The 24,725-nt window shown below is 71.6% G+C and carries 22 protein-coding genes; 7 read left to right on the top strand and 15 right to left on the bottom strand.

Translation table 11 applies throughout. From position 1 onward, the window contains the following. The first annotated feature begins 70 nt into the window (after positions 1–70). The 6 genes from ACQEV8_RS02565 to hypA are packed head-to-tail and all read left to right on the top strand — an operon-like array spanning position 71 to position 3,868. Entirely contained in the window at positions 71–1,864 is a 1,794-nt protein-coding gene (locus ACQEV8_RS02565) for a nickel-dependent hydrogenase large subunit (protein ID WP_432956981.1), read from the top strand. Further along, positions 1,857–2,432 (top strand): NifU family protein, encoded by a 576-nt coding sequence (locus ACQEV8_RS02560; RefSeq protein WP_432956979.1) that lies wholly within the window; start codon positions 1,857–1,859, stop codon positions 2,430–2,432. The genes ACQEV8_RS02565 and ACQEV8_RS02560 overlap by 8 nt, the downstream gene beginning before the upstream one ends. After that, a complete protein-coding gene (locus ACQEV8_RS02555) occupies positions 2,429–3,025 on the top strand; it encodes a DUF5947 family protein (RefSeq protein ID WP_432956978.1) in 597 nt (198 codons plus the stop codon). Before ACQEV8_RS02560 ends, ACQEV8_RS02555 begins: the two co-directional genes overlap by 4 nt. A gap of 40 nt (positions 3,026–3,065) precedes the next feature. Further along, positions 3,066–3,272, top strand: a complete 207-nt coding sequence (locus ACQEV8_RS02550; protein ID WP_432956976.1) for a hypothetical protein — start codon at positions 3,066–3,068, stop codon at positions 3,270–3,272. 34 nt (positions 3,273–3,306) lie between these two features. Further along, complete coding sequence (locus tag ACQEV8_RS02545) at positions 3,307–3,504, top strand: hypothetical protein (protein WP_432956974.1); 198 nt, start codon at positions 3,307–3,309, stop codon at positions 3,502–3,504. 7 nt (positions 3,505–3,511) lie between these two features. Beyond that, the gene (gene hypA, locus ACQEV8_RS02540) at positions 3,512–3,868 is read left to right on the top strand and encodes a hydrogenase maturation nickel metallochaperone HypA (protein ID WP_432956973.1); all 357 of its coding nucleotides are present in this window, start codon (positions 3,512–3,514) and stop codon (positions 3,866–3,868) included. Between the two features lie 50 nt (positions 3,869–3,918). Here hypA and hypE read toward each other — a convergent pair whose 3' ends face one another. The 10 genes from hypE to ACQEV8_RS02490 form a co-directional block, all read right to left on the bottom strand. Next, positions 3,919–4,989 carry a hydrogenase expression/formation protein HypE gene (gene hypE / locus ACQEV8_RS02535; protein ID WP_432956971.1) on the bottom strand — a complete coding sequence of 357 codons (1,071 nt, stop codon included), beginning with the start codon at positions 4,987–4,989 and terminating at the stop codon, positions 3,919–3,921. Then, on the bottom strand, positions 4,982–6,124 hold the full coding sequence (gene hypD / locus ACQEV8_RS02530) for a hydrogenase formation protein HypD (RefSeq protein ID WP_432956969.1): 1,143 nt from the start codon (positions 6,122–6,124) through the stop codon (positions 4,982–4,984). The genes hypE and hypD overlap by 8 nt, the downstream gene beginning before the upstream one ends. Continuing rightward, the gene (locus tag ACQEV8_RS02525) at positions 6,121–6,402 is read right to left on the bottom strand and encodes a HypC/HybG/HupF family hydrogenase formation chaperone (RefSeq protein ID WP_432956968.1); all 282 of its coding nucleotides are present in this window, start codon (positions 6,400–6,402) and stop codon (positions 6,121–6,123) included. Before ACQEV8_RS02525 ends, hypD begins: the two co-directional genes overlap by 4 nt. A gap of 3 nt (positions 6,403–6,405) precedes the next feature. Continuing rightward, the gene (hypF, locus tag ACQEV8_RS02520; RefSeq protein ID WP_432956967.1) at positions 6,406–8,730 is read right to left on the bottom strand and encodes a carbamoyltransferase HypF; all 2,325 of its coding nucleotides are present in this window, start codon (positions 8,728–8,730) and stop codon (positions 6,406–6,408) included. After that, positions 8,727–9,476, bottom strand: coding sequence for a hydrogenase nickel incorporation protein HypB (gene hypB / locus ACQEV8_RS02515; RefSeq protein ID WP_432956965.1), 750 nt, complete (start codon positions 9,474–9,476; stop codon positions 8,727–8,729). Before hypB ends, hypF begins: the two co-directional genes overlap by 4 nt. Positions 9,477–9,524: 48 nt before the next feature. Beyond that, positions 9,525–10,112, bottom strand: coding sequence for a hydrogenase maturation protease (locus ACQEV8_RS02510; protein WP_432956964.1), 588 nt, complete (start codon positions 10,110–10,112; stop codon positions 9,525–9,527). Then, positions 10,109–11,851 carry a hydrogenase maturation protein gene (locus ACQEV8_RS02505; RefSeq protein WP_432956962.1) on the bottom strand — a complete coding sequence of 581 codons (1,743 nt, stop codon included), beginning with the start codon at positions 11,849–11,851 and terminating at the stop codon, positions 10,109–10,111. The genes ACQEV8_RS02510 and ACQEV8_RS02505 overlap by 4 nt, the downstream gene beginning before the upstream one ends. A gap of 77 nt (positions 11,852–11,928) precedes the next feature. Continuing rightward, complete coding sequence (locus tag ACQEV8_RS02500; RefSeq protein WP_432956961.1) at positions 11,929–13,419, bottom strand: family 43 glycosylhydrolase; 1,491 nt, start codon at positions 13,417–13,419, stop codon at positions 11,929–11,931. Further along, the gene (locus tag ACQEV8_RS02495) at positions 13,416–15,353 is read right to left on the bottom strand and encodes a discoidin domain-containing protein (RefSeq protein ID WP_432972347.1); all 1,938 of its coding nucleotides are present in this window, start codon (positions 15,351–15,353) and stop codon (positions 13,416–13,418) included. The genes ACQEV8_RS02500 and ACQEV8_RS02495 overlap by 4 nt, the downstream gene beginning before the upstream one ends. After that, on the bottom strand, positions 15,350–16,675 hold the full coding sequence (locus ACQEV8_RS02490) for a hypothetical protein (protein WP_432956960.1): 1,326 nt from the start codon (positions 16,673–16,675) through the stop codon (positions 15,350–15,352). Before ACQEV8_RS02490 ends, ACQEV8_RS02495 begins: the two co-directional genes overlap by 4 nt. Positions 16,676–16,883: 208 nt before the next feature. Here ACQEV8_RS02490 and ACQEV8_RS02485 point away from each other — a divergent pair, with 208 nt between their 5' ends. After that, complete coding sequence (locus tag ACQEV8_RS02485) at positions 16,884–18,509, top strand: glycoside hydrolase family 43 protein (protein WP_432956959.1); 1,626 nt, start codon at positions 16,884–16,886, stop codon at positions 18,507–18,509. Here the strand turns inward: ACQEV8_RS02485 and ACQEV8_RS02480 are convergent. The 5 genes from ACQEV8_RS02480 to ACQEV8_RS02460 are packed head-to-tail and all read right to left on the bottom strand — an operon-like array spanning position 18,436 to position 24,725. Continuing rightward, positions 18,436–19,170 (bottom strand): TetR/AcrR family transcriptional regulator, encoded by a 735-nt coding sequence (locus tag ACQEV8_RS02480; protein WP_432956958.1) that lies wholly within the window; start codon positions 19,168–19,170, stop codon positions 18,436–18,438. The genes ACQEV8_RS02485 and ACQEV8_RS02480 overlap by 74 nt on opposite strands. Then, positions 19,137–21,143, bottom strand: a complete 2,007-nt coding sequence (locus tag ACQEV8_RS02475) for a CocE/NonD family hydrolase (protein WP_432956955.1) — start codon at positions 21,141–21,143, stop codon at positions 19,137–19,139. Before ACQEV8_RS02475 ends, ACQEV8_RS02480 begins: the two co-directional genes overlap by 34 nt. After that, entirely contained in the window at positions 21,140–22,888 is a 1,749-nt protein-coding gene (locus ACQEV8_RS02470; RefSeq protein WP_432956953.1) for a dipeptide ABC transporter ATP-binding protein, read from the bottom strand. The genes ACQEV8_RS02475 and ACQEV8_RS02470 overlap by 4 nt, the downstream gene beginning before the upstream one ends. Continuing rightward, positions 22,888–23,772, bottom strand: coding sequence for an ABC transporter permease (locus ACQEV8_RS02465; RefSeq protein WP_432956951.1), 885 nt, complete (start codon positions 23,770–23,772; stop codon positions 22,888–22,890). Before ACQEV8_RS02465 ends, ACQEV8_RS02470 begins: the two co-directional genes overlap by 1 nt. Next, positions 23,769–24,725, bottom strand: a complete 957-nt coding sequence (locus tag ACQEV8_RS02460) for an ABC transporter permease (RefSeq protein ID WP_432956949.1) — start codon at positions 24,723–24,725, stop codon at positions 23,769–23,771. The genes ACQEV8_RS02465 and ACQEV8_RS02460 overlap by 4 nt, the downstream gene beginning before the upstream one ends.

Here is a 24,725-nt window from a genome sequence, read left to right as displayed (position 1 = left end):
CCGGCGCGCACACCGGCGCGCGCCTCACCACCACCCACCGGAACACCGACAGCGAGGGGCAGTACCGCAGATGACCACCACCGAGGCCCGGCCCACGGAGCGCAAGCCGCCACAACTCGTGGACATGTCCTGGGATCCCATCACCCGGATCATCGGGAACCTGGGCATCTACACGAAGATCGACTTCGCCAACCGGGAAGTCGTCGAATGCCACAGCACCTCGTCGCTCTTCCGCGGCTACTCGGTGTTCATGAAGGGCAAGGACCCGCGCGACGCGGGCTTCATCACGTCCCGGATCTGCGGCATCTGCGGCGACAACCACACCACCTGCTCCGACTACGCCCAGCAGATGGCCTACGGCGTCAAGCCGCCCCCGCTCGCCGAGCACATCGTCAACCTCGGCGAAGCGGCCGAGTACATGTTCGACCACACGATCTTCCAGGACAACCTGGTCTTCGTGGACTTCTGCGAGGCGATGGTCAAGGCCACCAACCCCGGCCTGCTGGCCCGCGCCGAACGCACCGACGCGCCCCGCGGCGAGATCCACGGCTACCGCACCATCGCCGACATCATGAAGGCCTTCAACCCCTTCGAGGGCGAGGTCTACAAGGAGGCCCTGAAGGTCAGCCGGGTCACCCGCGAGATGTTCTGCCTGATGGAGGGGCGGCACGTCCACCCGTCCACGCTGTACCCGGGCGGTGTCGGCACGATGCCGCAGCCGACCGTCTTCACCGACTACCTCAGCCGCCTCATGCGGGTCATCGACTTCGTGAAGAAGGCCGTCGCCATGAACGACGACGTCTTCGACTTCTTCTACGAGGCGCTGCCCGGCTACGAGGAGGTCGGCCGCCGCCGTGTCCTGCTGGGCTGCTGGGGCGCCTTCCAGAACCCCCAGACCGTCGACTACCGCTACGAGACGATGAACTCCTGGGGCAAGGACATGTACGTCACCCCCGGCATCATCGTCGACGGCGAGCTGGTCACCAACAACCTCGTCGACATCAACCTCGGCCTGCGCATCATGCTCGGCAGCTCGTACTACGAGGACTGGGTGAACGAATCGCCCTTCGTCACGCACGACCCGCTCGGCAACCCCGTCGACATGCGCCACCCGTGGAACCAGACCACCGTCCCGGTGCCGCAGAAGCGCGACTTCGACGACAAGTACAGCTGGGTGATGAGCCCGCGCTGGTACGACAAGCGGACCGACGCACACCTCGCCCTCGACACCGGCGGCGGCCCGCTCGCCCGGCTCTGGTCGACCGCGCTGAGCGGCCTCGTCGACACCCCGTACGTCAAGTCCACCGGCCACAGCGTGCGCATCTCGCTGCCCAAGGGCGAGTCCCTGCCGGAGACCACCCTGGAGTGGCGCATCCCGCAGTGGAGCAACACCATCGAGCGCGACCGCGCCCGGCCGTACTTCGTCGCCTACGCGGCCGCCATGGCCCTGCAGTTCATCGAAGAGGCCATGGGGATGGTCCGCGCGGGCGAGACCAAGGTGTTCGAGAACTACGAGGTCCCCGACGAGGCGATCGGCTGCGGCTTCCACGAGGCGGTACGCGGCGTCCTCTCCCACCACCTGGTGATCAAGGACAAGAAGATCGCCAACTACCACCCGTACCCGCCCACCCCGTGGAACGCCAGCCCCCGCGACATCTACGGCACACCCGGTCCGTACGAGGACGCCGTCCAGGGCCAGCCCATCTTCGAGGAGAACGGGCCGGACGACTTCAAGGGCGTCGACATCATGCGCACCGTCCGCAGCTTCGACCCCTGTCTGCCGTGCGGTGTGCACATGTACGTCGGCAAGGGCAAGACGCTGACCACCCTGCACTCGCCGACGTACGGGGCGAACCATGGCTGAGGCCTCCGGAGCGCGGCTGGCAGACCCGGACGTCGAGGCCCGGCTCGCCCGGCTCGACGAACTGCTGGAAGGCCTGGAGTCCGCGCCCGGCCCCACCACCCGCTCCGCCACCGAGGCGGTCGCGCTCTTGACCGAGGTCTACGGCGAGGCGCTGGCCCGCGTCATGGACCACGCGGACGGGACGCTGGCCGGGAGCCTGGCCGACGACGAGTTGCTGGGTCATCTGCTGGTCCTGCACGACATCCATCCCGAGCCCGCCGAGCGCCGGGCGGCCCGCGCGGTCGAACGGCTGCGGCCCGCCGTACAGGAGCGCGGCGGCGACGTGGAGTGGGCCGGGGTGGAGGGACAGACCGCCCGGGTGCGCCTGACGGCGGGCAGCGGGTGCGGCTCCGGCTCCGGTTGCGGTGGAGGCGGCGGTGGAGGTGGCGGAACATCCGAGGTCACCGACGCGGTCCGCGCGGCGGTACTCGCCGTCGCTCCCGAGCTGACCGCGGTGGAACCACTGCCGAGCACGCCGGCCCCCGCGTTCGTACCGCTGACCACGCTGACGACCCGGGACGCCCGGTGACCACCGAAGGGGCGCTGGCCCGCCTCATCCGCTCCTCGGCCGACCGCACGGCGGCGGCCCGGACGGAGGTGTGCGACCTGTGCGCCGCGCCGCTCGCCGACGAACACGCCCATCTCCACGAGAGCGGTCAGGAGGAGGTGCGCTGTGTCTGCCGCCCCTGCTCGGTGCTGTTCGCCGAGACCGGGGCGGGTGGCGGCCGGTCCCGGCTCGTGCCCCGGCGCCGGCTCCGGCTGCCGCACGTCGACACCGCGGTGCTGGGCGTACCGGTCGGTCTGGTCTTCTTCGTGCCCCGGGCGGACGGCACCGTCACCGCGCAGGGCCCGAGCCCGGCGGGGGCCATGCGGTGGGAGGTGGACGCGGCAGCCTGGCGGGAACTGGCCGGTACGGTTCCGCAGCTCGCCACCGTGGAACCCGAGGTGGAGGCCCTGCTGGTGAACACCGTCCACGGTCTCGACCACCACTGGATCGTGCCGGTCGACGACTGCTACCGGATGGTCGCCGTCGTACGCCGGGAGTGGCGCGGCCTGTCCGGCGGCGGCCGGGTCTGGCCGGCCGTAGAGCGGTTCTTCGAGGACCTCACCGAGCGGCCATGAGCACGCACTCCGCAGGTCGGAGGCGAGGAAGGAGAGCATCATGGGCAGCATCAGAGTGGGCAAACCGCAGGCGAAGCCCGACACCCCCGGGCACGTCACCGGCATGCACCAGGGCAACAAGGGACGGTACGCGGAGCAGAAGGGGCACCACGAGGACGGCACCGCCGACGCGCGCCGCTCCACGGGGATCCACTGGAAGCGGCATGACGCCCTCGTGGAAGGCATGCCGAACATCTCGCCGGGATGAGAGCCGTTCTCGGACAGAGCAGGGAGTCGTCGCAATGAAGGTCAAACGAGTGCGCAGACCCGTCGCCCGCAGGCGTGGCGGGATGAGCGGACAGCGGGTGCTGAAGGCCGAGGCCGTCGTGATGGGCGGTGTGGCCCTGGCCCTGCTGTGCTGGGAGTGGCCCAGCCTGAGGCGAGAGGCGCGGATCTGGCGGATGGCCGGCGGTTTCCGCGCGGGCAACCGGTATCCGTGATCCGGCCGTGCACGAGCTGTCGATCGCGACCGCGATCATCGAGCGGGCCGACGAGCTGGCCCGGGCGGACGGGACGGACGCCGTCTCGACGGTGACCGTCCGGGTCGGCGAACTGGCGGGCGTCGTCCCCGACGCCCTCGGTTTCGCCTTCGAGGTGGCCAGGGAGGGCACCGCCCTCGCCGGGGCCCGGCTCGTGGTCGAGCAGGTCCCCGGCCAGGCCTGGTGCGGCCCGTGCGCCGAGGAGTTCCCGGTGGGCATGCCCCCGTTCTTCTGGTGCCCGCGCTGCGACCGGCCCACCAACGATCTGCGCAGCGGCCGGGAGCTGGAGATCACGGGCATCGAGCCGTCACCGGCCTCCGCATAGCGCGAGTGGGCCCCGCCGACACCTTCGGCGGGGCCCACTCGCATGCCAGGTCAGCAGATGCGCGGCAACTGCTCGCCGAGCGGCAGATCCACCACCCGTGTCCCACCGAGCCCGGTCGCGACCACCACCATCCCGGGGTGCTCGGCGACGCACTCGCCGATCAGAGTGGCCCCGACGCCCTGCGGATGGGCACGCATCGCCGTGAGCACCTCGTCCGCCGCCGACGGGGGCACGAAGGCGACCAGCCGGCCCTCGTTGGCGACGTACAGGGGATCGAGCCCGAGGAAGCCGCAGGCGTTCGCCACGGCGTCCGGCACCGGAATGGCCCGCTCCTCAAGCCGGACCCCGGTCCCGGACGCACGGGCGATCTCGTTGAGGGACGCCGCCAGACCACCCCGGGTGGGGTCGCGCAGCACATGGATGTCCGGCGTGACGGCCAGCATCGCCGCCACCAGATCCGCCAGCGGCGCGGTGTCGCTGGCGACCTCGACCCCGAACTCCAGCCCCTCCCGCACACTCATGATCGCCACCCCGTGCAGACCGATCGGCCCGCTGACGATCACGGCGTCACCGGGCCGCGCACGCTGGGGGCGGATGTCCACGCCATCGGGCACGAGCCCCACCCCGGCGGTGGTGACATACACCCCGTCGCCGTGCCCGGACTCGACGACCTTGGTGTCGCCCGTGGCGATCGTGACCCCGGCGGCCTTGGCCGCCGCACCCATGGCGTGCGCGATCCGCCCGACGACGCTCAGCTCCACGCCCTCCTCCAGGACGAACGCGGCGGAGAGATAGGCCGGCCTGGCGCCGCTCATCGCGAGATCGTTGACCGTGCCGTTGACGGCGAGGTCACCCAGGCTGCCACCGGGGAAGAACAGCGGCCTGACCACGTACGAGTCGGTGGAGAACGCCAGCCGCGCGCCTCCCAGTTCGAGGACGGCGGAGTCCGCGAGGCCGGCCAGGGTGGCGTTGCCGTAGGCGGGGACGAAGACCTGCTCCATCAGCTCCGCCGACAGCGCGCCTCCGCCGCCGTGGCCCATCACCACGACCGGCTGGTCGCGCAGGGGAGCGGGGCAGGTCCAGTTCGCCGGGTCGACGGTGTCGGCGAGTTGTTCAGGCAACGGGGTTCATCTCCTCCCGCGCGGCCCGTTCGGCCTGCGGTGTCGCGGCGTTCATCCGGCGGTACAGGTAGTAGGCCGCGCAGGCGCCCTCGCTGGAGACCATGGTGGCGCCGAGCGGGGTGCGCGGGGTGCAGGTGGTGCCGAACGCCTCGCACTCGGTCGGCTTGATCAGCCCCTGGAGCACCTCGCCGCTGCGGCACTCGGCGGGCTCCTCGGTGCGGATCCCGGTGACGTCGAAGCGGTGCTCGGCGTCGTACGAGCGGAAGGCCTCGGTCAGCCGCCACCCGCTCAGCGGGATCGGCCCGATGCCGCGCCAGTTCCGGTCGGTGACCTCGAACACCTCCTCGATCATGCGCACCGCGGCCGGATTGCCCTCCTCGCGCACGGCACGTGGATACGCGTTCTCCACCCGGTGCTCACCGCGCTCCAGCTGCCGGACCGCCAGGCGGATGCCCTCCAGGATGTCCAGCGGCTCGAAGCCGGTCACCACCATCGGCACGCGGAACCGTTCGGCCAGCTCCGGGTACTCCGCCATGCCCATCACACTGCACACATGCCCGGCGGCCAGGAAGCCCTGCACCCGGCAGGCGGGCGCCGTCATGATCGCCTCGACGGCCGGAGGGACCCGCACATGGGACACCAGCAGGCTGAAGTTGGTCAGCCCGAGGCGCCTCGCCTGGTGCACGGCCATCGCGTTGGCCGGGGCCGTGGTCTCGAAGCCGATCGCGAAGAACACCACCTCCCGGTCCGGGTTGCGGCGGGCCAGCTCCAGGGCGTCGAGCGGCGAGTAGACGACCCGTACGTCGCCACCCTCGCCCTTGACCCGGAACAGGTCCCGGTCGGTGCCGGGCACCCGGAGCATGTCGCCGAAGGAGCAGAAGATCACGCCGGGGCGCGAGGCGATCTCCAGCGCCTTGTCGATGACGTCCAGCGGCGTCACGCAGACGGGGCAGCCGGGTCCGTGGATCAGCTCCACCTGCTCGGGCAGCAACTGGTCGATGCCGTGCCGGATGATCGAGTGGGTCTGCCCGCCGCACACCTCCATCAGGGCCCACGGCCGGGTGGCGGTGGCGCGGATCTCGTCCAGCAGCCGCCGGGCCAGCTCGGGGTCGTTGAACTCGTCGATGTACTTCACGCTGTTCCCGCCTCCTTCGCCGCCTGCTCCCAGGCGTCCCCGAACTCCTCTTCCAGCAGCCCCAGTTCCTCGAAGAGCTTCAGCGAGGCCAGGGCCGACTCCTCGTCCAGACGCTGGAGTGCGAAACCGACGTGCACGATGACGTACTCACCCACCCGCACATCGGACACGTACTCCAGGCACGCCTGTTTCTGCACTCCGCCGAAGTCGATCAGTCCGGTGAGAGGTTCCGCGCTGTCGTCGATGGACACGACCTTGCCGGGCACTGCCAAACACATGGGTCACTCCTCCTGTCGTAGGTGTGCCGCGACCACCAGCTGGCCGAGGGCCAGCCCGCCGTCGTTCGGCGGGACTTCGCCGTGGCGGAGCACCGCGAAGCCGTCTTCGGACAGCAGCCGCGCGCACTCCTCCTCCAGCAGCGCGTTGGCGAAGACCCCGCCGCTGAGGGCGACGGTGGCCAGGCCGGTGTCATGGCGCGCACGCCGGCAGATCTCCGCGACGGCCGTCGCCACCGCACGGTGGAAGCGGGCGGCGAGCACGGGGGCCGGGGTGCCGTGCCGCAGATCGGCGACGAGCGCGCTCAGCACCGGCGCCGGGTCGTACGTGCCGGCGGTGAAGCCGAAGTCATAGGCCGAGGTGCCCTCGCCCCAGGCCGAAGCGGCGGCGGCCTCCAGCTCCAGGGCGGCCTGGGCCTCGTACCCCGCGCGATGGCACACGCCCACCAGGGACGACACGGCGTCGAAGAGCCGGCCCATGCTGGAGGTCGCCACACAGGCCACGCCGCACGCCAACTGGCGCTCCAGAACGGCTAGTTCGTCGGCGGTACAGGCGGTCACACAGGGCAGATCCGCGTCCCACGCCAGACCCGCCGCCCGCAGCCGGGCCAGGGCCAGCCGGCACGGGTTGGCCACGCCCGCGTCCCCGCCGGGCAGCGGGGCCGGGGCCAGGCGGGCGAAGCGCCGGTAGCCGGCGTAGTCGGCGAGCAGGATCTCGCCGCCCCAGACGGTGCCGTCGTCGCCGTAGCCGGTGCCGTCGAAGGCGACACCGATCACGGGTGCGGTGCCGTCGAGGCCGTGCTGGGCCATCGCCGAGGCGATGTGAGCGTGGTGGTGCTGGACGAAGACGGGCGCGAGCCGGTGGGCCCGTCGACGCGCCCACCGCGCGGAGTGGTACCCCGGATGCCGGTCGGCGGCGACGAGTTCGGGGGTGACTCCGGTCAGCGACCGCATGTGCGCCTCGGCCCGCCGGGCCGCCTCCAGGGTGGTCAGGTCGCCCATGTCGCCGATGTGCGGCCCGAACCAGGCGTTCTCGCCCTCGCCGAGGCACAGGGCGTTCTTCAGGTCCCCGCCCACGGCCAGCGTCGGCCGCACCGGGATCGGCAGCCGCAACGGGCGGGGCACGTACCCCCGGGACCGGCGCAGCACCTGCTCGGTGCCGTCCGGGCGCACCCGCAGCAGCGAGTCGTCGCAGGGCGAGGAGATCGGCCGGTCATGGGCGAGCCAGGCGTCGGCCAGGCCCGCCAGCCGGGTCAGTGCCTCGTCGTCGTCCGTGACGATCGGTTCGCCGGAGCGGTTGCCACTCGTCATGACCAGCATGCGCGGGCCCGGCGGATCGCCGGGCAGACCGAACAGCAGGGTGTGCACGGGCGTGTAGGGGAGCATGACGCCGAGGTGCGGGCTGCCGGGACAGACACCCGGCGCGAGGCCCGCCCGCTCCGCTCGCCGCCGCAACAGGACGACGGGGCGCCGGGCGCTGGTGAGCGCCGCCAGTTCGGACGTGGAGGGGTCGGCGATCCGCCGTACGGCGTCGAGGTCAGCGCACATCACCGCGAACGGCTTGCCACCGCGCGCCTTGCGAGTGCGCAGCGTCTCGACGGCCCGTGCGTCGGCGGCGTCGCACGCCAGGTGATAGCCACCGAGGCCCTTGACGGCGACGATCCGCCCGGCGGCCAGCAGCGCCCGCGCCGAGGCCAGGGCGTCGGCGTCGCGCGCCGGGCGGACATCGCTGCCGGAGGCGGGCACCAGGCTCAGCCGGGGGCCGCAGCCGGGGCAGGCCACGGGCTGGGCGTGGAAGCGCCGGTCGCCGGGATCGCCGTACTCCCGGGCGCAGTCGGCACACATCGGGAAACCGGCCATGGTCGTGGCGGTCCGGTCGTACGGCATGCCCGTGGCGATGGTGAAGCGGGGCCCGCAGTGGGTGCAGGTGACGAACGGGTGCCGGTGGCGGCGGTCGGCCGGATCGGCCAGTTCCCGCAGACACTCCGGGCAGGTCGCCGTGTCGGGTGGGAGCAGGGTGCGGCCGGGGGAGCGGTCGGTGGAACGGATGCGGAAGCCGATGTCGGCGCCGCTGACGGGCAGGTCCTCGAATCCGAAGCCGGTGACCGTCGCCAACGGCGGCGGCTCCTGGGCCAGCCGGTCGCAGAAGCCGGCGATGCCCTCCGGCGGTCCCTCCACCTCGATGAGGACACCGCTCGCCGTGTTGCTCACGAACCCCGCGAGCGCGAGATCGGTGGCCAGGCGGTGCACGAAGGGGCGGAACCCCACACCCTGCACCGTGCCGCGCACGGTGACGCGTCGGCGCACCGCCTGGGTGGCGGGTGCCGTCACGAGACGAGGCCGGCTTCGGTGCCCTCGTGAGTGTGGGAGTGGGAGTGGGAGTGCGGCCGGGGCGCCAGGGGAGGCCGATGGACGGGGGCACCGTCCCGTACGGCCAGCACACGCTCCAGAAGAGCGTCGACACCGTCGTCGGTCCGGGCGCAGGAGAACAGCAGCTCCACCCCGGGGTTGACCCGCTGGACATTGGCGGCGAACGCGGCCTGGTCGAACCTGGCGGGCCCGGCCAGATCGATCTTGGTGAGCACCACCAGATGGGCGGACCCGAAGGCCGTGGGGTACTTCAGCGGCTTGTCCTCGCCCTCCGTCACCGCCATGAGCACGATCCGCAGGCTCTCGCCGAGGTCGTAGGAGGCCGGGCAGACGAGGTTGCCGACGTTCTCGACGAACAGCAGCGAGGTGTCCCCGGGCAGCCAGCTCTCCACATGGCCACGCAGCTGCCGCGCCTCCAGATGGCACAGTCCGTCCGTCAGCAGCTGCTTCACCGGGGCGCCAGAACGGGCGAGCCGGTCGGCGTCGTTCTCGGTGGCCAGGTCGGCGGTGAGCGCGGCCACCGGAAGGCCTCGCTCCACCGCCCTGGCCAGCACCCGCCCGAGCAGTTCCGTCTTGCCGCTGCCCGGACTGGACAGCAGGTTGACGACGCTCACGCCCCGCCGGGCCAACTCCTCACGCAGCCCCGCGGCCAGGGAGTCGTTCTTCGCCAGCACGGCCTGGGTGACCTCGTCCACGGAATCGCACATGGGGCCGCTCCTCGCGGTCGGTAAGGCATCGGTAGGGAAATCGGTCCGCTACCGATCCTCCGCGCCGCCGCCCACCGTGCCCGGCAGCCCGGCCGACGACAGGGCGGTGGATTCGTCCGGGCGGCCCAACGGGGGCGTGGCAGCCGGGTCGGCGAGCAGCACCGGAACCATGGTGTGCAGCGCCGCGACGGCCCGCCCGACCGCCTCGCGCACCGTCGCGCTGATGCCCGGCGCGATGTCCTCGTCGGCGGGTGCCCGCAGCTCGGGCTCGCAGGCGAGGACCAGTACACGCGGCAGCGGCTCGTCGCCCAGATGGGCGGCCAGGGCGAGGACCTTCGCCGGGTCCATGCCGTGCGCCTCGGGCGGGGCGCCCGCCGATCCACCGTCCGGCAGGTCCGGCTCGACCAGCGACAGGGTGCCCGGCTCGTGCCCCCGAACCGCCGCGTCGACCAGGACGGCCGTGTCGTAACCGTCGAGCAGCTCGTACGCCAGATCCATCCCGCGGATGCCGAAGTCCCGCACCCGCACCTGCGGCGGCAGCGGGTTCCGCTCCAGGGCGAGGATCACCTCGGGGCCGAAAGCGTCGTCCGCGAGGAAGATGTTGCCGACGCCTGCCACGAGCAGCCGCGCGCTCATCGAGCGTCTCCGGTGAGCAGGGGCCTCGGGGAGCCGGTCGGGAGCTTGCGGACGAAGGCGGACCGCAGCGCGTGGTACGGGGCGTTCCGGTCGAAGAGGATCGCGCGCATCCGGGCGAGTTCGGTCCGCCGGTACTCGGCGAGGGGGCGCTGCAACTCGTCCGCGTGACGAGCCGTGGTCTTCGCGGTGATCCGGCCTGCGAGATCCGGGTCGTCGGCGAGTGCGGCAGCCAGTCGCTCCACCTCGGGCGTGAACTCCTCCGGCCGGGCAGGCACCAGACGGTCCACCAGCCCGATCCGCGCAGCGTGTGCCGCGCTCAGCGGCAGCGCCTCGGTCGTCAGCCGCTCGGCCGTCTCGGCTCCCACGCGGCGCGGCAGCGAGTACGTCCAGTACTCCGAGCCGTACAGGCCCATGTTCCGGTAGTGCGGGTTGAGCACGCTGCCCGTGCGGCACCAGACCTCGTCCGCGGCCAGGGCGAGCATGACGCCGCCGGCCGCCGCGTTGCCGCCGAGCGCCGCGACCACCAGCCGGTCGGTGGTGCGCAGCACAGCCTCGACCAGGTCGTTCATGGCGTTGAGGTTGGACCAGGACTCGCCCGCCGGGTCGCTCGACGCCTCGATGACGTTGAGATGGATGCCGTTGGAGAAGAAGTCGCGGGCGCCGCCGAGCACCAGCACCGAGGTGGGGCGGCTGAGCGCGTACCGGTAGGCGGCGAGCAGCCTGCGGCAGTGGGTGGTGCTCATCGCTCCGCCCGGGAACGAGAAGGTCACGAAGCCGACCCCACCGTGCTGCCGGTAGCGGATGTCCGCCCAGGTGGCGCGGTCCGGGGGCAGCTCGAGCGGGGCGGCGATCTCGGGCAGCCAGTGCGGGCGGTCGCTCGAGCTCGGCATGCCGCGGGATCCGGGCGGGGCCGGGAAGCCGGCGAGGACCGAGGCCGCCGGGCGGCGGAACGGCGCCGGGTCGCCGGAGCTCTTGCGTGGGCGCAGCTCCGGGATCCACACCGCGCCGTCCCGGGTGGCCCGGCACACCGCGCCGGACCGGGTCGCGAGCAGCTCCCCGGGTTCCCCTCGCAGCCGGTCCTCCGGGTGCCCGCCGTGCAGGAACACCTCCCGGCCGCAGATCTCGTCCCGGACACCGGGCTGTGAGTCCCCGCCGCGGAGCTTGCGCAGCACGGTCCCCGTGCTGTCCCGTTCCCAGTCGATCCGCCGCTGCTCCTGGCGGAAGAAGTCCCGCCACACCACGTGGATCCCGGGCTCGCTCTGCGGGCGCGGCTTGTACGAGCCGTCGGCGTATCGCCGCACGGCCTGGAGGACCGCGGCTGTCGCGGCGTCGGCGACCTCGCCCCGGTACATGCTGCTCTTGCCCGCCGGCGGCACGGCGAAGGACTCGTCCGCCCAGACGTCGCCCGCGTCCATCGCCGCCTCGGCCTGAAGCACCGTCACACCCCACTCCGGCGCTTCCCCGGCGATCGCCCAGTCCAGGGACGACGGCCCCCGGTCACCCGGAGGCCCCGGGTGCACGATCAGGCAGGTGTGCTCTCGCCACACATCCTCGGGCAGGGCCGACTTCAGCATCGGGGCGACGACCAGTTCCGGGCGCACCTCCTGTACGGCGGCCCGGACCGCGTCGGCGCCGTGTGAGGCGAGCACCACGTCCACCCGGTGACCCTCATCCGACAGTTCCGCGTACACACGCTGGGACAGGCTGTTGAACGCGCTGACGACGAGCAAGATGTCCATAGCATGGGATGCTCGCCCTTCGGGCGAGGGCCGAGAAGTACCACTGCGGCGTTTCGCGGCCCTCGCCCGCTTCCGGGCTACTCTCCCGACGGCGCGGTCAGCGCAACCCCCAGGCCGACCGGGGTGCCGAAGTTCGGCGTCCCGTCGGCGTTCCAGGTGAATTTCTGCGCCCTCGTGGAGCGGTTCATGTCGCAGCCGCCTCCCGCGGAACTGTTGGCGTGGTACACCATCCAGTCCTCCGTACCGTCCGGCGACTTGAAGAAGCCGTTGTGGCCGGGTCCGTACACCCCGTTGGCGTTGGACCGCTGGAACACCGGGTTCGGTGACTTGACCCAGGACGAGGAGCTCAGCGGGTCGCCCCCGTTGTACGTGAGCATGCCCAGCTTGTAGTCGGGCGTGGAGCAGTGGCTGGCCGAGTAGACGATGAAGGTCTTCCCGTTCCGCTGCAGGACCTCGGCGCCCTCGTTGACCGCGCCGCCCACCGTCTCCCAGCCGTGGGTGGGGGTGGAGAGGACCCGGCGCGTGCCGCTCGCGGTCCACGGGTTGGACAGCGGCCGGATGAACATCGGCTGCGAGCCGTTGTAGAAGGTGCCGAGCAGATACAGCTTGCCGTTCAGCTGCAGAATGCCCGGGTCCAGCTCCCAGGTGTTGTCCTGGGACGGGTCGAGCAGGTCGGCCTTGAAGGTGTAGGGGCCCATCGGGTCCTGGCCGGCGCTCTCCAGGACATGGATGCGTTGCGTGCCCAGATCGAACGGTTCCCGCCCGGCCGTGTAGTAGAAGTACCACCGTTTGCCGTTCGGGCCGTCGAGCAGATGGAACTCCGGGGCCCACATCGTGCCCGCCCCGTTGGGCCTGGTCAGATTGAAGATCACCTGTTCGGAGGCCGTGGCGAGACCTCCCAGCGTGCGGGACTTGCGCATGGTGACCGTCGAGTTCCAGGTCGTGGTGGCCAGGTAGTAGTAACCGTCGTGGTGGGTCAGCCAGGGGTCGGGGCCGCGCTGGGCGATCGGGTTGGTGAAGGTGCCCGGGCTCGTGCCGCCGCCGGTGAAGCCGGACAGGCGCCACACCCTGCCGTTCGCGGCGGAGCACGGCAACTGCACCAGGCCGGTGTTCGACGCCGACGAACCGCCGCTCGGTGTCACGCACTTGCCCGAGGCCGTGGAGACCACATTGAAGGCCTTGTCGGCGCCGCTCACCGGCATCAGCCGCCACTGCTGGTTGGTGCCGCCGTGGCAGGGCCACTGGATGACCGTGGCGTTGTCCGCGGTGGACGCGCCGGACACGTCGACGCACTGCCCGGACTGCGTGGTGATCGTGTACGTGTCACCCGAGCCGGAGACCGGCGCGAAGCGGAAGTTCTGGTTCGCGCCGGAACCGCACGTGAACGCACGCAACTGCGTCCCGTTCGTCGACGAACCGCCCGGCAGGTCCAGGCAGTTGCCGCCGTTCTGGTTCACCCCCGTCGACGTGAACGCGACGGCGGCGGCAGCGGGCTGCGGCGCGGCCAGGAAGGCGACCACCATGATGAGGACGCCGATGAGCGCGGACAGACATCTGAAACGGGTCACGGGCCGTACACCTTCGCTTCGAGGAGGCCGACGGAGTTGGTGCCGTTGCCGGTGAGCTGCACACGCAGCCGCGTGGTGTTCGTCGCGGTGAACGTGACCGCGTTGTACTGGTTCTTCGCCACCGGGTAGCCGCTCGCGCCGGGCACGTCGGCGTAGGCGCTGCCGTTCCAGTACTGAAGCCTCCACGAGGCGGGCATGTCGATGCCCTGGTCGTCGTCGAAGAAGTACACCTCGGCCTTGTTCACCGTCTTCGCCGACGGCCAGGTCAGCTCGGCCCACTGCTGCCCGCTCTCCGGCCAGGTGCCCCAGCGGGTGTTGACGGTGTCGTTGGACGAGGGCGGGTCGATGCCGTCGTTGATCGCGGTGACGCTCTCCCAGGAGGAGGTGTACGAGGCGGACGCCGTCGCCGACGTCGCCAGGTTGGCGGGTGGCTGGGCGCCGCCCCGGTTGTGGACCTTGATCTCGGTGAGGCCCGTCTTCGCCCCGGAGGCGTTGGTCGCCAGGACCCGGATGCGCTGGGCGCTGATCGCCGGGAACCGCACCAGGTTGTAGTTGGCACGGGGCGCGGCCGGGCTCTTGGTCTGCCCGTCGGCGTTCACCCAGGAAGTGCCGTTGTGGTACTGGACCGTGTACGAGGACGGCGCCCGGTAGGTCGTACTGGCGGGGCGGCTGTCCTTGAAGTACAGGCGCACCTCGTTGAGCGTCCGGGCCGTACCGAAGTTCAGCTCGTACCAGTCCTGGCTGTTCGAGGAGCCGCCCGCGCCCCAGAACGGTTCGTTGGTGGGGAGCCCGTCGACCGCGCCCGAGACGGCGCTGCCCGACCCGGTGTGGGAGGCGGACGCGGTCGCCCCGGAGGCGAGGTTCGCGGGGTCGCCGGTCAGGTCGACACCGGCCTTGGCGAGCATGTCGACCATGCGGGGGCTGTCCTGCACGACCTGGTTGGGAGCCTTGAGCCCGGGGACGGTCGTGCGGTGGGTGACCGTGCCCTTCGTGGTGACCTCGCCGGTGGCCGGGTCCCAGGTGAAGGGCACCAGGGAACTCACGGTGGCGGCCCGGGTGCCGTTGACGTAGATCGAGTAGCCCTCCGGGATGCCGGGGTAGCGCACCACGCCGTCGGCCGGGTCGTCCCAGACGACGGACAGGTCGGCGCCCCGGTAGCGCAGGTTGTTGACCGTGAAGTGGGACCAGCCGATGTCGATGGGGGAGAGCTCCACCTTCGCGTCGCCGCGCGGCCGCAGCCCCGCCACGTCCTCGATCACGGTCCAGTTGCTGCTGCCCAGGATGTTGTGGTGGATCCAGGAGCGGTAGTCGATGGAGCTGCCGTTCCAGTCGGCCCAGAACTCGTTCGCGTCGGGCCACTGGGTGTTGCCGCCGACGTACTGCGCCCAGGTGTTCCAGTAGAGGAGCTTCTTGTAGTCGGTGGCGTTCATCCAGGAGTTGGGGTAGTTGCGCAGCACCGAGGAGTACAGCCGGAACTGGACGGTGGAGTTGATGGTGGAGAAGTTGTTGGAGCCCGGCTCCCCGGCCTCGGCCGCCGCCTTCTTGTCGACCTGGTTGGCCGTGTAGAAGGGGAAGACCGGATACTGCGCCGGGTCGTCGAAGAGCCGCAGGGCCTGCTTGTACGTCGCCGTGTCGGGGACGGCGCCGACCGAGAAGGGGTAGTAGTTGTTGATCTCCTTCCAGGGCACCCACTCGTTGGTCGACTTCAGCCGGTGCTCGAACAGCTGCCGGTTGGGGTTCCAGAGCACGTTGACGATGGCGTCCTTGATCTGGTTGGCGAGGGTGCGCATCTCGCTCGCCTTGGCCGTGTTGCCGGTCGCCTCGTAGGCCTGAGCCGCGGCCAGGGCGCCGCTGTACTGGTAGGCGGACTCGGCGCGGTCCATGTTGCCCGGCTTCCAGTGGAAGGAGACCGCGTCGGCGTCATTGCCGGTCAGGGCGCCCCAGTCGTACTCGATGAGCTTGTTGTCGTCGCGGTCGTAGTGTGCGAGCTGGCCCTTGACGTCGCCCTCCGCGTAGCGTGCCAGGTTGGCGGCGATGCCCGGCTGGCCGCCGTGGATCTGGTAGCTCTTCCAGGCCGCCTCGGCGATGTACTGGGTGTAGCTGTTGGACCAGTTCTCCGGATCCCCGGGTTGTCCAGGAAGCGGCCGCCCTTGGAGGTCTGGCCGACACTCAGCCAGTCGCCGTAGGCGTACGACGGGTCGCGCAGATACTTCAGGTCGTCGATGTGCATCGGCTGGGTCAGCGCGATGGCGTTGTTGTAGCCGAGGACGCCCTCGGTCGAGGTCGGGAACTGGAAGGTCTGCCCGGGGATGTCGGCGTCCAGGTGGTTGAAGCGCATCAGCCACCAGCGGTAGTAGATGTTCTTCTTGATCGCGGGCTCGGGCACGTCGATGTACGGCACGTTCTGCGCCCACCACCGGTTGTAGGCCCGGACGTGGGTGGCGAACGCGGTCGAGGCCGAATAGCCCGCGTAGGCGTCGTACTCGGTCCGCGACTCGGGGATCTCGTCGGTGACGAAACCCATCACGACCTTGGCGGTCACCGTGGCACCGGCCGCGACCGTCACGGACCGGTTGAGACCGCCGCCGGAGACGGCGAACCCGTCACCGGTCAGCCGGGGGCGGAGGGTCGTGAGGTTGTTGTAGGCGTTGACCTGCCCCGTCAGCTCGCTGCCGCTGCCCGAGGTGGCGTAGGGGGACGTCGCCCGCAACTGGAGCGTCGTGGAGGACGAGCCGTTGTTCTTGATCGACAGATTGGTCACGGCCACGTTGTTGTCCGTGATGAACTTCGTCTGGTCGACCGTGACCGAGCCGCTGGTGTGCACGCTCTTCCAGTGGCTGGGCGTCTGCCGGCGCTGCGCGACCTGTTCGGCGAAGGTCCCCGGGGTGACCGCGACGGTGTAGGCACTGTTGCCGTTGATGTTCTCCCAGTAGGCGACCTTGCCGCCGAAGCCGAACCGGGCCGGGTCGTGCTCCTTCATGAACAGCGCGCGTCCCCGGCTCATCAGCCAGGGACCGGCCGGGTCGTTGCCCGAGCGGGCGAGCAGACGGTCCATCCAGAAGTCGGTCCCCGAGCTCTCCGCGTCGTAGATCGCCCGCATCATGTCGCCCGGTGTGTGGGCGACGGGCGGGGCGGGGATCGCGGGGCCGCCGAAGCTGGGGAAGCCGATGGTCTGCGCCGCCGCGGCCGGGGTGGAGGGGACGACGCAACAGACGGCGAGTACCAGTGCGGCCAGGAGGATCTGCGGTCTTCTCATCGGAGCTCCCTGTCCGGACCTGCAGAGCACGGAAACGACCTAAAAGGTTTTCGCAACGTAGGAGGGAGCTGATGAAGTGTCAAGAGCGTTGTGAGCGACTTGAGTTGGAAAACCTTTCAGGCCGGCGTTGCCAGCGAACGTGTTCGACATTACGGTCCTGCGGTGATCACCCGGCACACGCCGGAGGGGCGACACGAGGGGACATCGCATGCGAAACCGGCCGGCAGGCGTCATCCGCAACCCCGTGCTCCCCGGCTCCCACCCGGACCCGTCGATCCTGCGGGTGGGGCCGGACTTCTACCTGGCCACGTCGACGTTCGAGTGGTATCCGGGCGTGCGCCTGCACCACTCCACGGACCTGGTGCGCTGGCGCCCCCTCGGCGGTGCCCTCGACGACGCCCGACTGCTCGACCTGACCGGCTGCCCGGACTCGGGCGGTGTGTGGGCGCCCAGCCTCACCCACGCCGACGGCCTGTTCCACCTCGTCTACAGCAATGTCTCCACGTACGTCGGCGGCTTCACCGACTGCCCCAACTACTTGATCACCGCCCCCGCCATCAACGGCCCTTGGTCGGATCCGGTACCGCTGCACGCCCGGGGCTTCGACGCCTCCCTCTTCCACGACGGCTCCGACAGCCGGCTGCTGAACCTGGTCCACGACTGGCGCCCCGGCCACGGCGGCTCGGCGGGCCTGGAGGCCCGGCGCTACGACCGTGCCGAACGCCGCCTGACCGGCGACCCCGAGCGGATCGAGCTGCCGCCGCAGGCCGGCTGGATCGAAGGCCCGAACCTCTACCGCCGGGGCGACTGGTACTACCTGCTCACCGCGGACGGCGGCACGGGCTACGACCACCAGGTCACCGTCTCCCGCTCGCGCACCCTGACGGGCCCCTACGCACGCGACCCCGACGGCCCGCTCCTCACCGCCCGCGACCACCCCGACCTGCCCCTGCAGAAGGCCGGGCACGGCAGCCTGGTGGAGACCGGGGACGGCGACTGGTACCTGGCCTACCTCGTGGCCCGGCCCCTCGGGCGGCATGGACCGTGCGTCCTGGGTCGGGAGACCGCACTCGCCCCCGTGACCTGGACCGCAGACGGCTGGCCCCGCGTCGAGAACGGCCTGCCCGCCCTGGAAGTGCCGGCCGGTACGTCCAGGGCGGGCAGGGACCACGCGGACGAGGACGACACCGACGGATTCGACGGCCCGGCCCTGGGCCCCCAGTGGTCGACCCTGCGCCGCCCCGCGACCCCCGACTGGGTCTCCCTCACCGAACGCCCGTCCCACCTGCGGCTCCGGGGCGGCCGGTCACCGCAGAGCCTGGTCGAACCCAGCCTGGTGGCCCGCCGTGTCACATCGGCGCGCTGCTCGTTCGAAGCGACGATGGAGTACCGGCCCCACACGTTCCAGCACCTGGCCGGGATCACCGCGTACTACAACACCCGTAACTGGTACTGCCTGTACGTCACGGTGGACGAGGAGGGGCAGCCCGTTCTGCGCGTCGCGAGCTGCGACCGGGGTGTGCTCAGCGTCGACGAAGCAGGTGAGGCACTGCTCGGTGACAGCACACGGTTGCGGCTCGGCCTCGACTTCGACGGGGCCGACCTGCGCTTCCGCTACGACACCGGCCGGGGCTGGGAGCCCTTCGGAGGCGCGTTGGACGCCACAGTCCTGTCCGACGAGCACGCCGAGCACATAGAGGACGGCCAGATCCGCGCTCTCGGCTTCACCGGCGCGTTCGCCGGCCTGTGGGCCTGGGACCTCACCGGGGGCGGGCACCCGGCCGACTTCGACGAGGTGACGTACCGGGCTGGGGAACGAGCTCCCGTTCGATGAACCGGTTGAGGTGGTGCCGTGCCTCCTCAGTGGTCAGGGGAGGCGCCTGGCGCAGGCGTTGCAGGGCGAGGCCGTCGGCGAGGGCGGCGAAGCGGGCCGTGAAGCCGTCGAGGTCGTCGCCGGTGAACTCGCCGTCTGCGACGCCCCGTTCGGCCAGGGCGCGGATCTGCCGATGCCAGGCCGCGTACCGGTCGGCCTGCCCCCGGGCGAAGGTCTCGTCCGTGCTCTGCTCGCCCGCGTGCCAGAAGTCGAACCACATCCGCCAGTGCCGGTCTGTGTCCTCCGTGAACAGCGCGTCGACGAGCAGCCTGAGCGCCTCGGCCCCGCTGGTCGCGTGCTCGGCGGCCTCGCTGAGCGCCGCGTAGTACTGCTCGATGTGCAGCACCATGGCCTCGGAGAGGACCTCCTGCACGCTGTCGAAGTGGTACGTGACCGTGCCGACGGACACCCCGGCCGCGGCCGCCACGTCGCGCACGCCGACCGACTTGTAGCCGCGCTCCGCGATCAGCGGGACGGCCGCGTCGACGATGAGGCGCCGCCGCACCTCGGTGGGCTGCCGGGTCCGGTCGCGGGCGGCGACGGCACGGCGAGGGCCCTTCCCGCCCTGCCGGGGCTGCTCGGCGGCCGTCATCCCGACGTCCTCGGGGTGGTGCGGTGCCATGCGCGCTCGGCCACTGTCTCTCCGTTCCCCCGTGCCTCGATACGGCTGTCCATGACGAACTCCGCGGCCGTGGCGCGCAGCTCGGTCCGGGCCATGATCTCAGCGTCCCAGCCGTCCCCGCGCCGCAGCCGGATGCGCCACTCGGAGACGGCTCGCGCCGACAGCGGGTCGTCGGAGCGGATGGTGTACGTCTCGCGGGCGCTCTCCTCGTAACGCAGCCCGTCCGGGTACGTCCGCGACCCGCCGTACCCGGGGTCGACGTCCAGTGTCCACTCGCCCTTGGCCACGTCGTGCGTGACCAGCCGCTCGGGGCGGGGGTCCGGGGGAGTGTCGTAGGTGACCGGCATCGGTACCGCCTGCTCCGGTTCCTCGAAGCGGACGGCGACCTCGTCGGCGGCCTCACGCACGGGCAGCAGGACCGCGCTGTCGGCCGGGACGACGTGCAGCGCCCCGCGTTCGCCGTGCGGCCACACCCACGGCCAGTACGTGTCGGAGACGGCGACCCGGACACGGTGCCCGGGCGGGAAGGCGTAGCCGATGCCGCCCAGCTCGAACTCGACATCCTCGTACGTCCCCGGAGTCCACTCGACGGCGTGCTCGCGGCCCTTCCTGCTGAGCAGGTTGAGCATGCCCCGCGTGACAAGCGTGGACGAGCCGTCGGGAGCGACGTCGCACACGCGGGCGATGACATGGGCCCGCGGGGTATCGCTGTCGAGGCGGAGCCGGACACGCGGCCGGCCGAGGATCTCCACGCGCCGGTCCAGGGGCGCGGAATCGAAGCAGACGGAGCGCCCGTCCTCCTCGCGCTGGTCGGGCGGCAGATCGGCGGCGTTGCCGAACGGGAAGAAGCGGCCGGCGTCCAGGCCGGTGTGCTGGGGAGAGCGCACGACAACCGGCTCGCGGCTCTCGCCGAGGGGACGGGAGTCCCAGCTGACGTCCGGGCTGGGCCACTCGGCGTCGGTCACCCAGCGGCCGGGCATCTCCTCGTGCGACGGGGAGGGCGGCACGGGGTCGTTGAGCCAGGCGCGCAGCAGCGGCTCCGCCATGACCCCGGTGTCGACGCCCTTGAGGTGCTGGTCCCACCAGCGCAGGGTCTCCTGGAGGAACCCGATGGCCGGGCCGGGCGGCAGTCCCCGGTCGGGGTACTGGTGCGACCAGGGGCCGACGATGCCCCGCACTTGATCACCGGGGAGGTGCTCCACGAGCCGCAGCACGGTGTCCCGGTACGGATCGTTCCAGCCGCCGACCGCGAGCACGGCCGCGTCGATCGCCGTGTAGTCCTCGCAGACGCTGCCGTGCCGCCAGTAGTCGTCCCGCTGCTGGTGCTCCAGCCAGGTGTGCAGGAAGGGTTCGAGCGCGTCCAGGCGTTCGCGCCACATAGGCAGCCAGCGGTCCGCGCCAACGTTCGCGGGGTCCGGCGGGCGTGCGGTGAAGGCGAGCATGGTGCCGGCCCAGGCGAGCATGTCGATGCCGAGGACGGCACCGCCCGTGTAGTGCACGTCGTTGTCGTAGCGGTCGTCGGTGGAGCACACCGTCACGACCGCCTTGAGCGGTTCGGGGGCGAGGGCGGCGATCTGGAGGGAGTTGAAGCCGCCCCAGGAGATGCCGAACATGCCGACCTTGCCGGTGCACCAGGGCTGCGCGGCGAGCCAGTTGACGACATCCACGCCGTCCGCGAGTTCCTGCGTGTCGTACTCGTCGCCTGGCGTGCCCTCGCTGTCGCCGTGGCCGCGGACGTCGACCCGGACGGAGGCGTAGCCGTGACCGGCGTACCAGGGGTGGCGCTGGGCGTCGCGCGGGGCGGTCCAGTCGCTCTTGCGGTACGGCAGGTACTCGAGCAGCGCGGGGACGGGGTCCGACTCGGCGTCGGCCGGGCGCCAGATCCGGGCGTGCAGGCGGGTTTTGCCGTCCCGGGTGGGGATCCACACGTCCTCGCGGACGACCTGGCGTTCGAACCGGTCGCGGTACTTCACGAAACTCCTTCTGCGACGGGAGTGGTCGGGTTGTCGTCGGGGGTGCCGGCGGGCCGCCAGCGGCGCACGCGGTGGCCGTCGCCGTGGTCGGTCCACACCTCGCCCTCCTGGGCGGCGTCGGTCCAGTCGGGGGCCGCCTCCACCGGTGGCTGGGCGTCCGGGTCGGGTTCGAGGGCGGCCGCCATCAGCTGCCGCGTGTAGGGGTGCCGGGGATCCGAGAAGACAGCCTCCGTCGGGCCCTCCTCGACCACGACACCGCCGCGCAGGACGACGACACGGTCCGCGATGCCCCGGACGACGGCCAGGTCATGGCTGATGAACAGACAGGCCAGGTCGCGTTCCCGGCGCAGGTCGTCGACCAGGTGCAGCACATCGGCCTGGACGGAGACGTCCAGCGCGGTGGTGATCTCGTCGGCGATGAGGACGTCCGGCTCGCCCGCCAGCGCCCGTGCGATGCCGATGCGCTGGCGCTGGCCGCCGGAGAGCTGGGCGGGCAGCCGGTCGGCGAAGGCCGGGTCGAGGCGTACGTCGGCGATGAGCCGCCGGGCGCGCTCGACCGACTCCGCCCGGCCGCCGGCCGTGCCGAAGAACCGCAGCGGGCGCCGGATGGCGTCGCCCACCGAGCGCCGGGGGTTGAGAGAGGTGTCCGCGTTCTGGAAGACCAGCTGCACTCGCCGCCGCAGGGACATCGGCCGCCGCTGCGCGGGCCGGGCCAGATCGCCCGACTCGTGGGTCATGGCGCCGCCGGACGGTGTGCGCAGCCCCGCGAGGGTCCAGGCCAGCGTGGACTTGCCACTGCCCGACTCGCCGACGAGGGCGAGGACCTCGCCGCGCCGGACCTCGAAGGAGACCCCGTCCACGGCACGAGAGCTGCCGTAGTCGACGGTGACGTCACGGGCCGAGACGGCGACCGGCGCGTCCTCGGACACCACGGCCCGTGGCCGTATCTCGCGCTCGCCGGTCTCCCGCACGAGCGCGAGACCGGCGTCGTCCAGTCGCGGCACGCTTGCCAGCAAGCGCTTCGTGTACGGCTCCCGGGGCGTCGCGAACAGCTGCCGGGTGGGCGCGGACTCCACCACGCGGCCCGACTTCAGCACACACACCTCGTCGGCCAGGTGCGCGACGACGCCCAGGTCATGGCTCACCAGCACGGCCGCCAGCCCCAGTTCGTCGCGCAGCGCGGCGATCAGGTCCAGTACGCCCCGCTGGGTGACGACGTCCAGGCCGGTCGTCGGCTCGTCGAGGACCAGCACCTTGGGGCGGGCGGCGATGGCCATGGCGAGGGCGACGCGCTGCTGCTGGCCGCCGGACAGCTCGTGCGGATAGCGGCGTGCCAGCTCGGCGGGGCGCGGCAGCCGGACCTGGTCCAGCAGATCGGTGACGGGGATGTCGCCACCCGCCTCCGCGATCTGCCGGCCGACGCGCATGGACGGGGTCAGCGCCTGGCCCGCGTTCTGGGCGACCATGGCGACCGTCCGGCCGCGCAGCCGCCGCAGCTCGGGAGCGGACAGGGCGAACACGTCCTGGCCGTCCACCGTCACCGAGCCGCCGGTGACGTGGGAGCCGTGCCGCAGATGCCCGAGCAGGGCCGCGGCGAGGGTGGACTTGCCGCTGCCGGACTCGCCGACCAGGGCGAGTGTCTGTCCCGCGCCTGCAGCGAGCGACACCTCGTGCACCACGGGTACCTGACGACCACCGGAGCGGTAGGCCACGGACAGGGAGTCGACGGAGACGAGCGGGGTCATCAGGAGCCCTCCCTGATCCGGTCGACGCCCCAGGCCTTGGAGAGGCCGTCGGCCGCGAGGTTGAGTCCGATCACGAGCGTGGCCAGGGCGATGATCGGCGCGACGCTCGCCATCGGCACGACGGTGATGGCGGTGCGGTTCTCGGCGACCATCAGGCCCCAGTCGGGCGTCGGCGGGTCGGCGCCGAAGCCCAGGAAGGACAGCGAGGAGATCAGCAGCACGACCCAGGAGGCACGCATCGCGAACTCGACGCACACCACGTCGACGATGTTCGGCAGGACCTCCCGCCGCAGGATCGACCAGGTGCCCTCCCCGCGGGCCCGGGCGGCGGTCACGTAGTCGGCGGGCACCACCGCCAGGGCGGCGCCGCGCACCACCCGCACCACCTGGGGCACGAAGACCACCGCGACGGCGAGGACGATGACGGCCGGTCCGGTGCCGAGCGCGGTCACGACCACGAGCAGCGCCAGCACCGCCGGAACGGCCAGCACGGCGTCCAGCACCCGCCCGATCAGGTCGTCGAACCAGCCACCGCGCAGGGCCGTCGCGCAGCCGATGACCGTACCGAGGGCGACGCTCACGACGGTGGCGGCGACGGACACCCCGAGCGCGTACCGGCCGCCGTACAGGACACGCGCGAGGACGTCGCGGCCGTACTGGTCGGTGCCCGCCCAGTGGTCCCCGCCCGGACCGAGCAGGGCCTGTGAGGCGTCGCCCGCGATCGGGTCGTAGGAGGTGAGCAGGGGGGCCAGCAGCGCGATCACGACGTGGACGGCGACGATCGCGAGCCCCACGACGGCCGCGCGCGAGGAGCGCAGGGTGCGCCACGCACGGGCGGCGCGCGAGGCCGGGGCGTCGGCCCGGACGGTGTCGAGCGTGGTCATCGGGTCCTCCCTCGGGTGCGGAGCCTGGGATTGAGCGCCATGGCGCCGAGGTCGGCGGCGAGATTGCACCCGACGTAGACGACGGCGCTGATCAGGGCGATGGCCTGGATGACGGGCAGGTCCCGGTTCTGCACCGAGGAGAGCATCAGCTTGCCGATGCCCGGGTAGTTGAAGACGTTCTCGACGACGGCGACGCCGCCCAGCAACCAGGCCACGTTGAGGGCGATCACGTGCAGGACGGGCAGCAGCGCGCTGGGCAGGGCGTGCCGGGTGACGACCCGCCAGGTGGACAGGCCCTTGAGGCGGGCGGTGGTGACGTACTCGCTCGCCATCACGTCGATCACAGAGGTGCGGGCCATGCGGACGATGTAGGCGGCCATCACCACGGCGAGGGCGAGGGCCGGGAGCCAGACGGCGGGCAGGAGCTGGCCCACGGTGGCGTCGGGGCCGTAGAGGACGACCGCGGGGAACCACGGCAGCGCGACCGAGAAGCACAGGACGAGGACGGTGGCCACGACGAACTCGGGGACGCTCATGCCGACGAGACTGACCGTCGAGATGAGGTGGTCGGGCCAGCGGTCGCGGTAGAGCCCGGCGACGATGCCCAGCAGCAGTGAGCCGGTCACCGCGAACAGGATCGTCAGGGCGGCGATGAGCAGGGAGTTGCCCAGATACTGGGTGACTTCACCACCGACCGCCGTCCCGGAGACCAGGGACGTGCCGAAGTCGCCGTGCAGGGCGCCCCACATCCAGTCGCCGTAGCGTTCGAAGGCGGGCCGGTCGAGGCCGAGGCTGCCGCGCAGCTCGGCGACCGCCTGCGGGGTCGCGTCCTTGCCGAGGACCTGGGTGGCGACATCCCCGGGCAGGGCCTGGACGGCGAGGAAGACCAGCAGCGAGGAGAGCAGCAGCGTGCCGAGCGCTGCCGCGATCCGGCGGGCTGTGAAGGAGAGCAT

Source organism: Streptomyces sp. CA-179760, assembly GCF_050937045.1.
Lineage (GTDB): Bacteria > Actinomycetota > Actinomycetes > Streptomycetales > Streptomycetaceae > Streptomyces.
Note: the sequence above shows the minus strand (reverse complement) of the source record. Positions and strands in the feature narration are given on the sequence as shown.

Coding starts and splice junctions, on each gene's coding strand:
- ACQEV8_RS02525 (WP_432956968.1), bottom strand. CDS start 6,402: ATGTGTTTGGCAGTGCCCGGCAAGGTCGTGTCCATCGACGACAGCGCG.
- ACQEV8_RS02470 (WP_432956953.1), bottom strand. CDS start 22,888: ATGACCCCGCTCGTCTCCGTCGACTCCCTGTCCGTGGCCTACCGCTCC.
- ACQEV8_RS02550 (WP_432956976.1), top strand. CDS start 3,066: ATGGGCAGCATCAGAGTGGGCAAACCGCAGGCGAAGCCCGACACCCCC.
- ACQEV8_RS02490 (WP_432956960.1), bottom strand. CDS start 16,675: ATGAGAAGACCGCAGATCCTCCTGGCCGCACTGGTACTCGCCGTCTGT.
- ACQEV8_RS02485 (WP_432956959.1), top strand. CDS start 16,884: ATGCGAAACCGGCCGGCAGGCGTCATCCGCAACCCCGTGCTCCCCGGC.
- ACQEV8_RS02460 (WP_432956949.1), bottom strand. CDS start 24,725: ATGCTCTCCTTCACAGCCCGCCGGATCGCGGCAGCGCTCGGCACGCTG.
- hypB (WP_432956965.1), bottom strand. CDS start 9,476: ATGTGCGATTCCGTGGACGAGGTCACCCAGGCCGTGCTGGCGAAGAAC.
- ACQEV8_RS02505 (WP_432956962.1), bottom strand. CDS start 11,851: ATGGACATCTTGCTCGTCGTCAGCGCGTTCAACAGCCTGTCCCAGCGT.
- ACQEV8_RS02545 (WP_432956974.1), top strand. CDS start 3,307: ATGAAGGTCAAACGAGTGCGCAGACCCGTCGCCCGCAGGCGTGGCGGG.
- ACQEV8_RS02565 (WP_432956981.1), top strand. CDS start 71: ATGACCACCACCGAGGCCCGGCCCACGGAGCGCAAGCCGCCACAACTC.
- ACQEV8_RS02560 (WP_432956979.1), top strand. CDS start 1,857: ATGGCTGAGGCCTCCGGAGCGCGGCTGGCAGACCCGGACGTCGAGGCC.
- ACQEV8_RS02510 (WP_432956964.1), bottom strand. CDS start 10,112: ATGAGCGCGCGGCTGCTCGTGGCAGGCGTCGGCAACATCTTCCTCGCG.
- ACQEV8_RS02480 (WP_432956958.1), bottom strand. CDS start 19,170: ATGGCACCGCACCACCCCGAGGACGTCGGGATGACGGCCGCCGAGCAG.
- ACQEV8_RS02465 (WP_432956951.1), bottom strand. CDS start 23,772: ATGACCACGCTCGACACCGTCCGGGCCGACGCCCCGGCCTCGCGCGCC.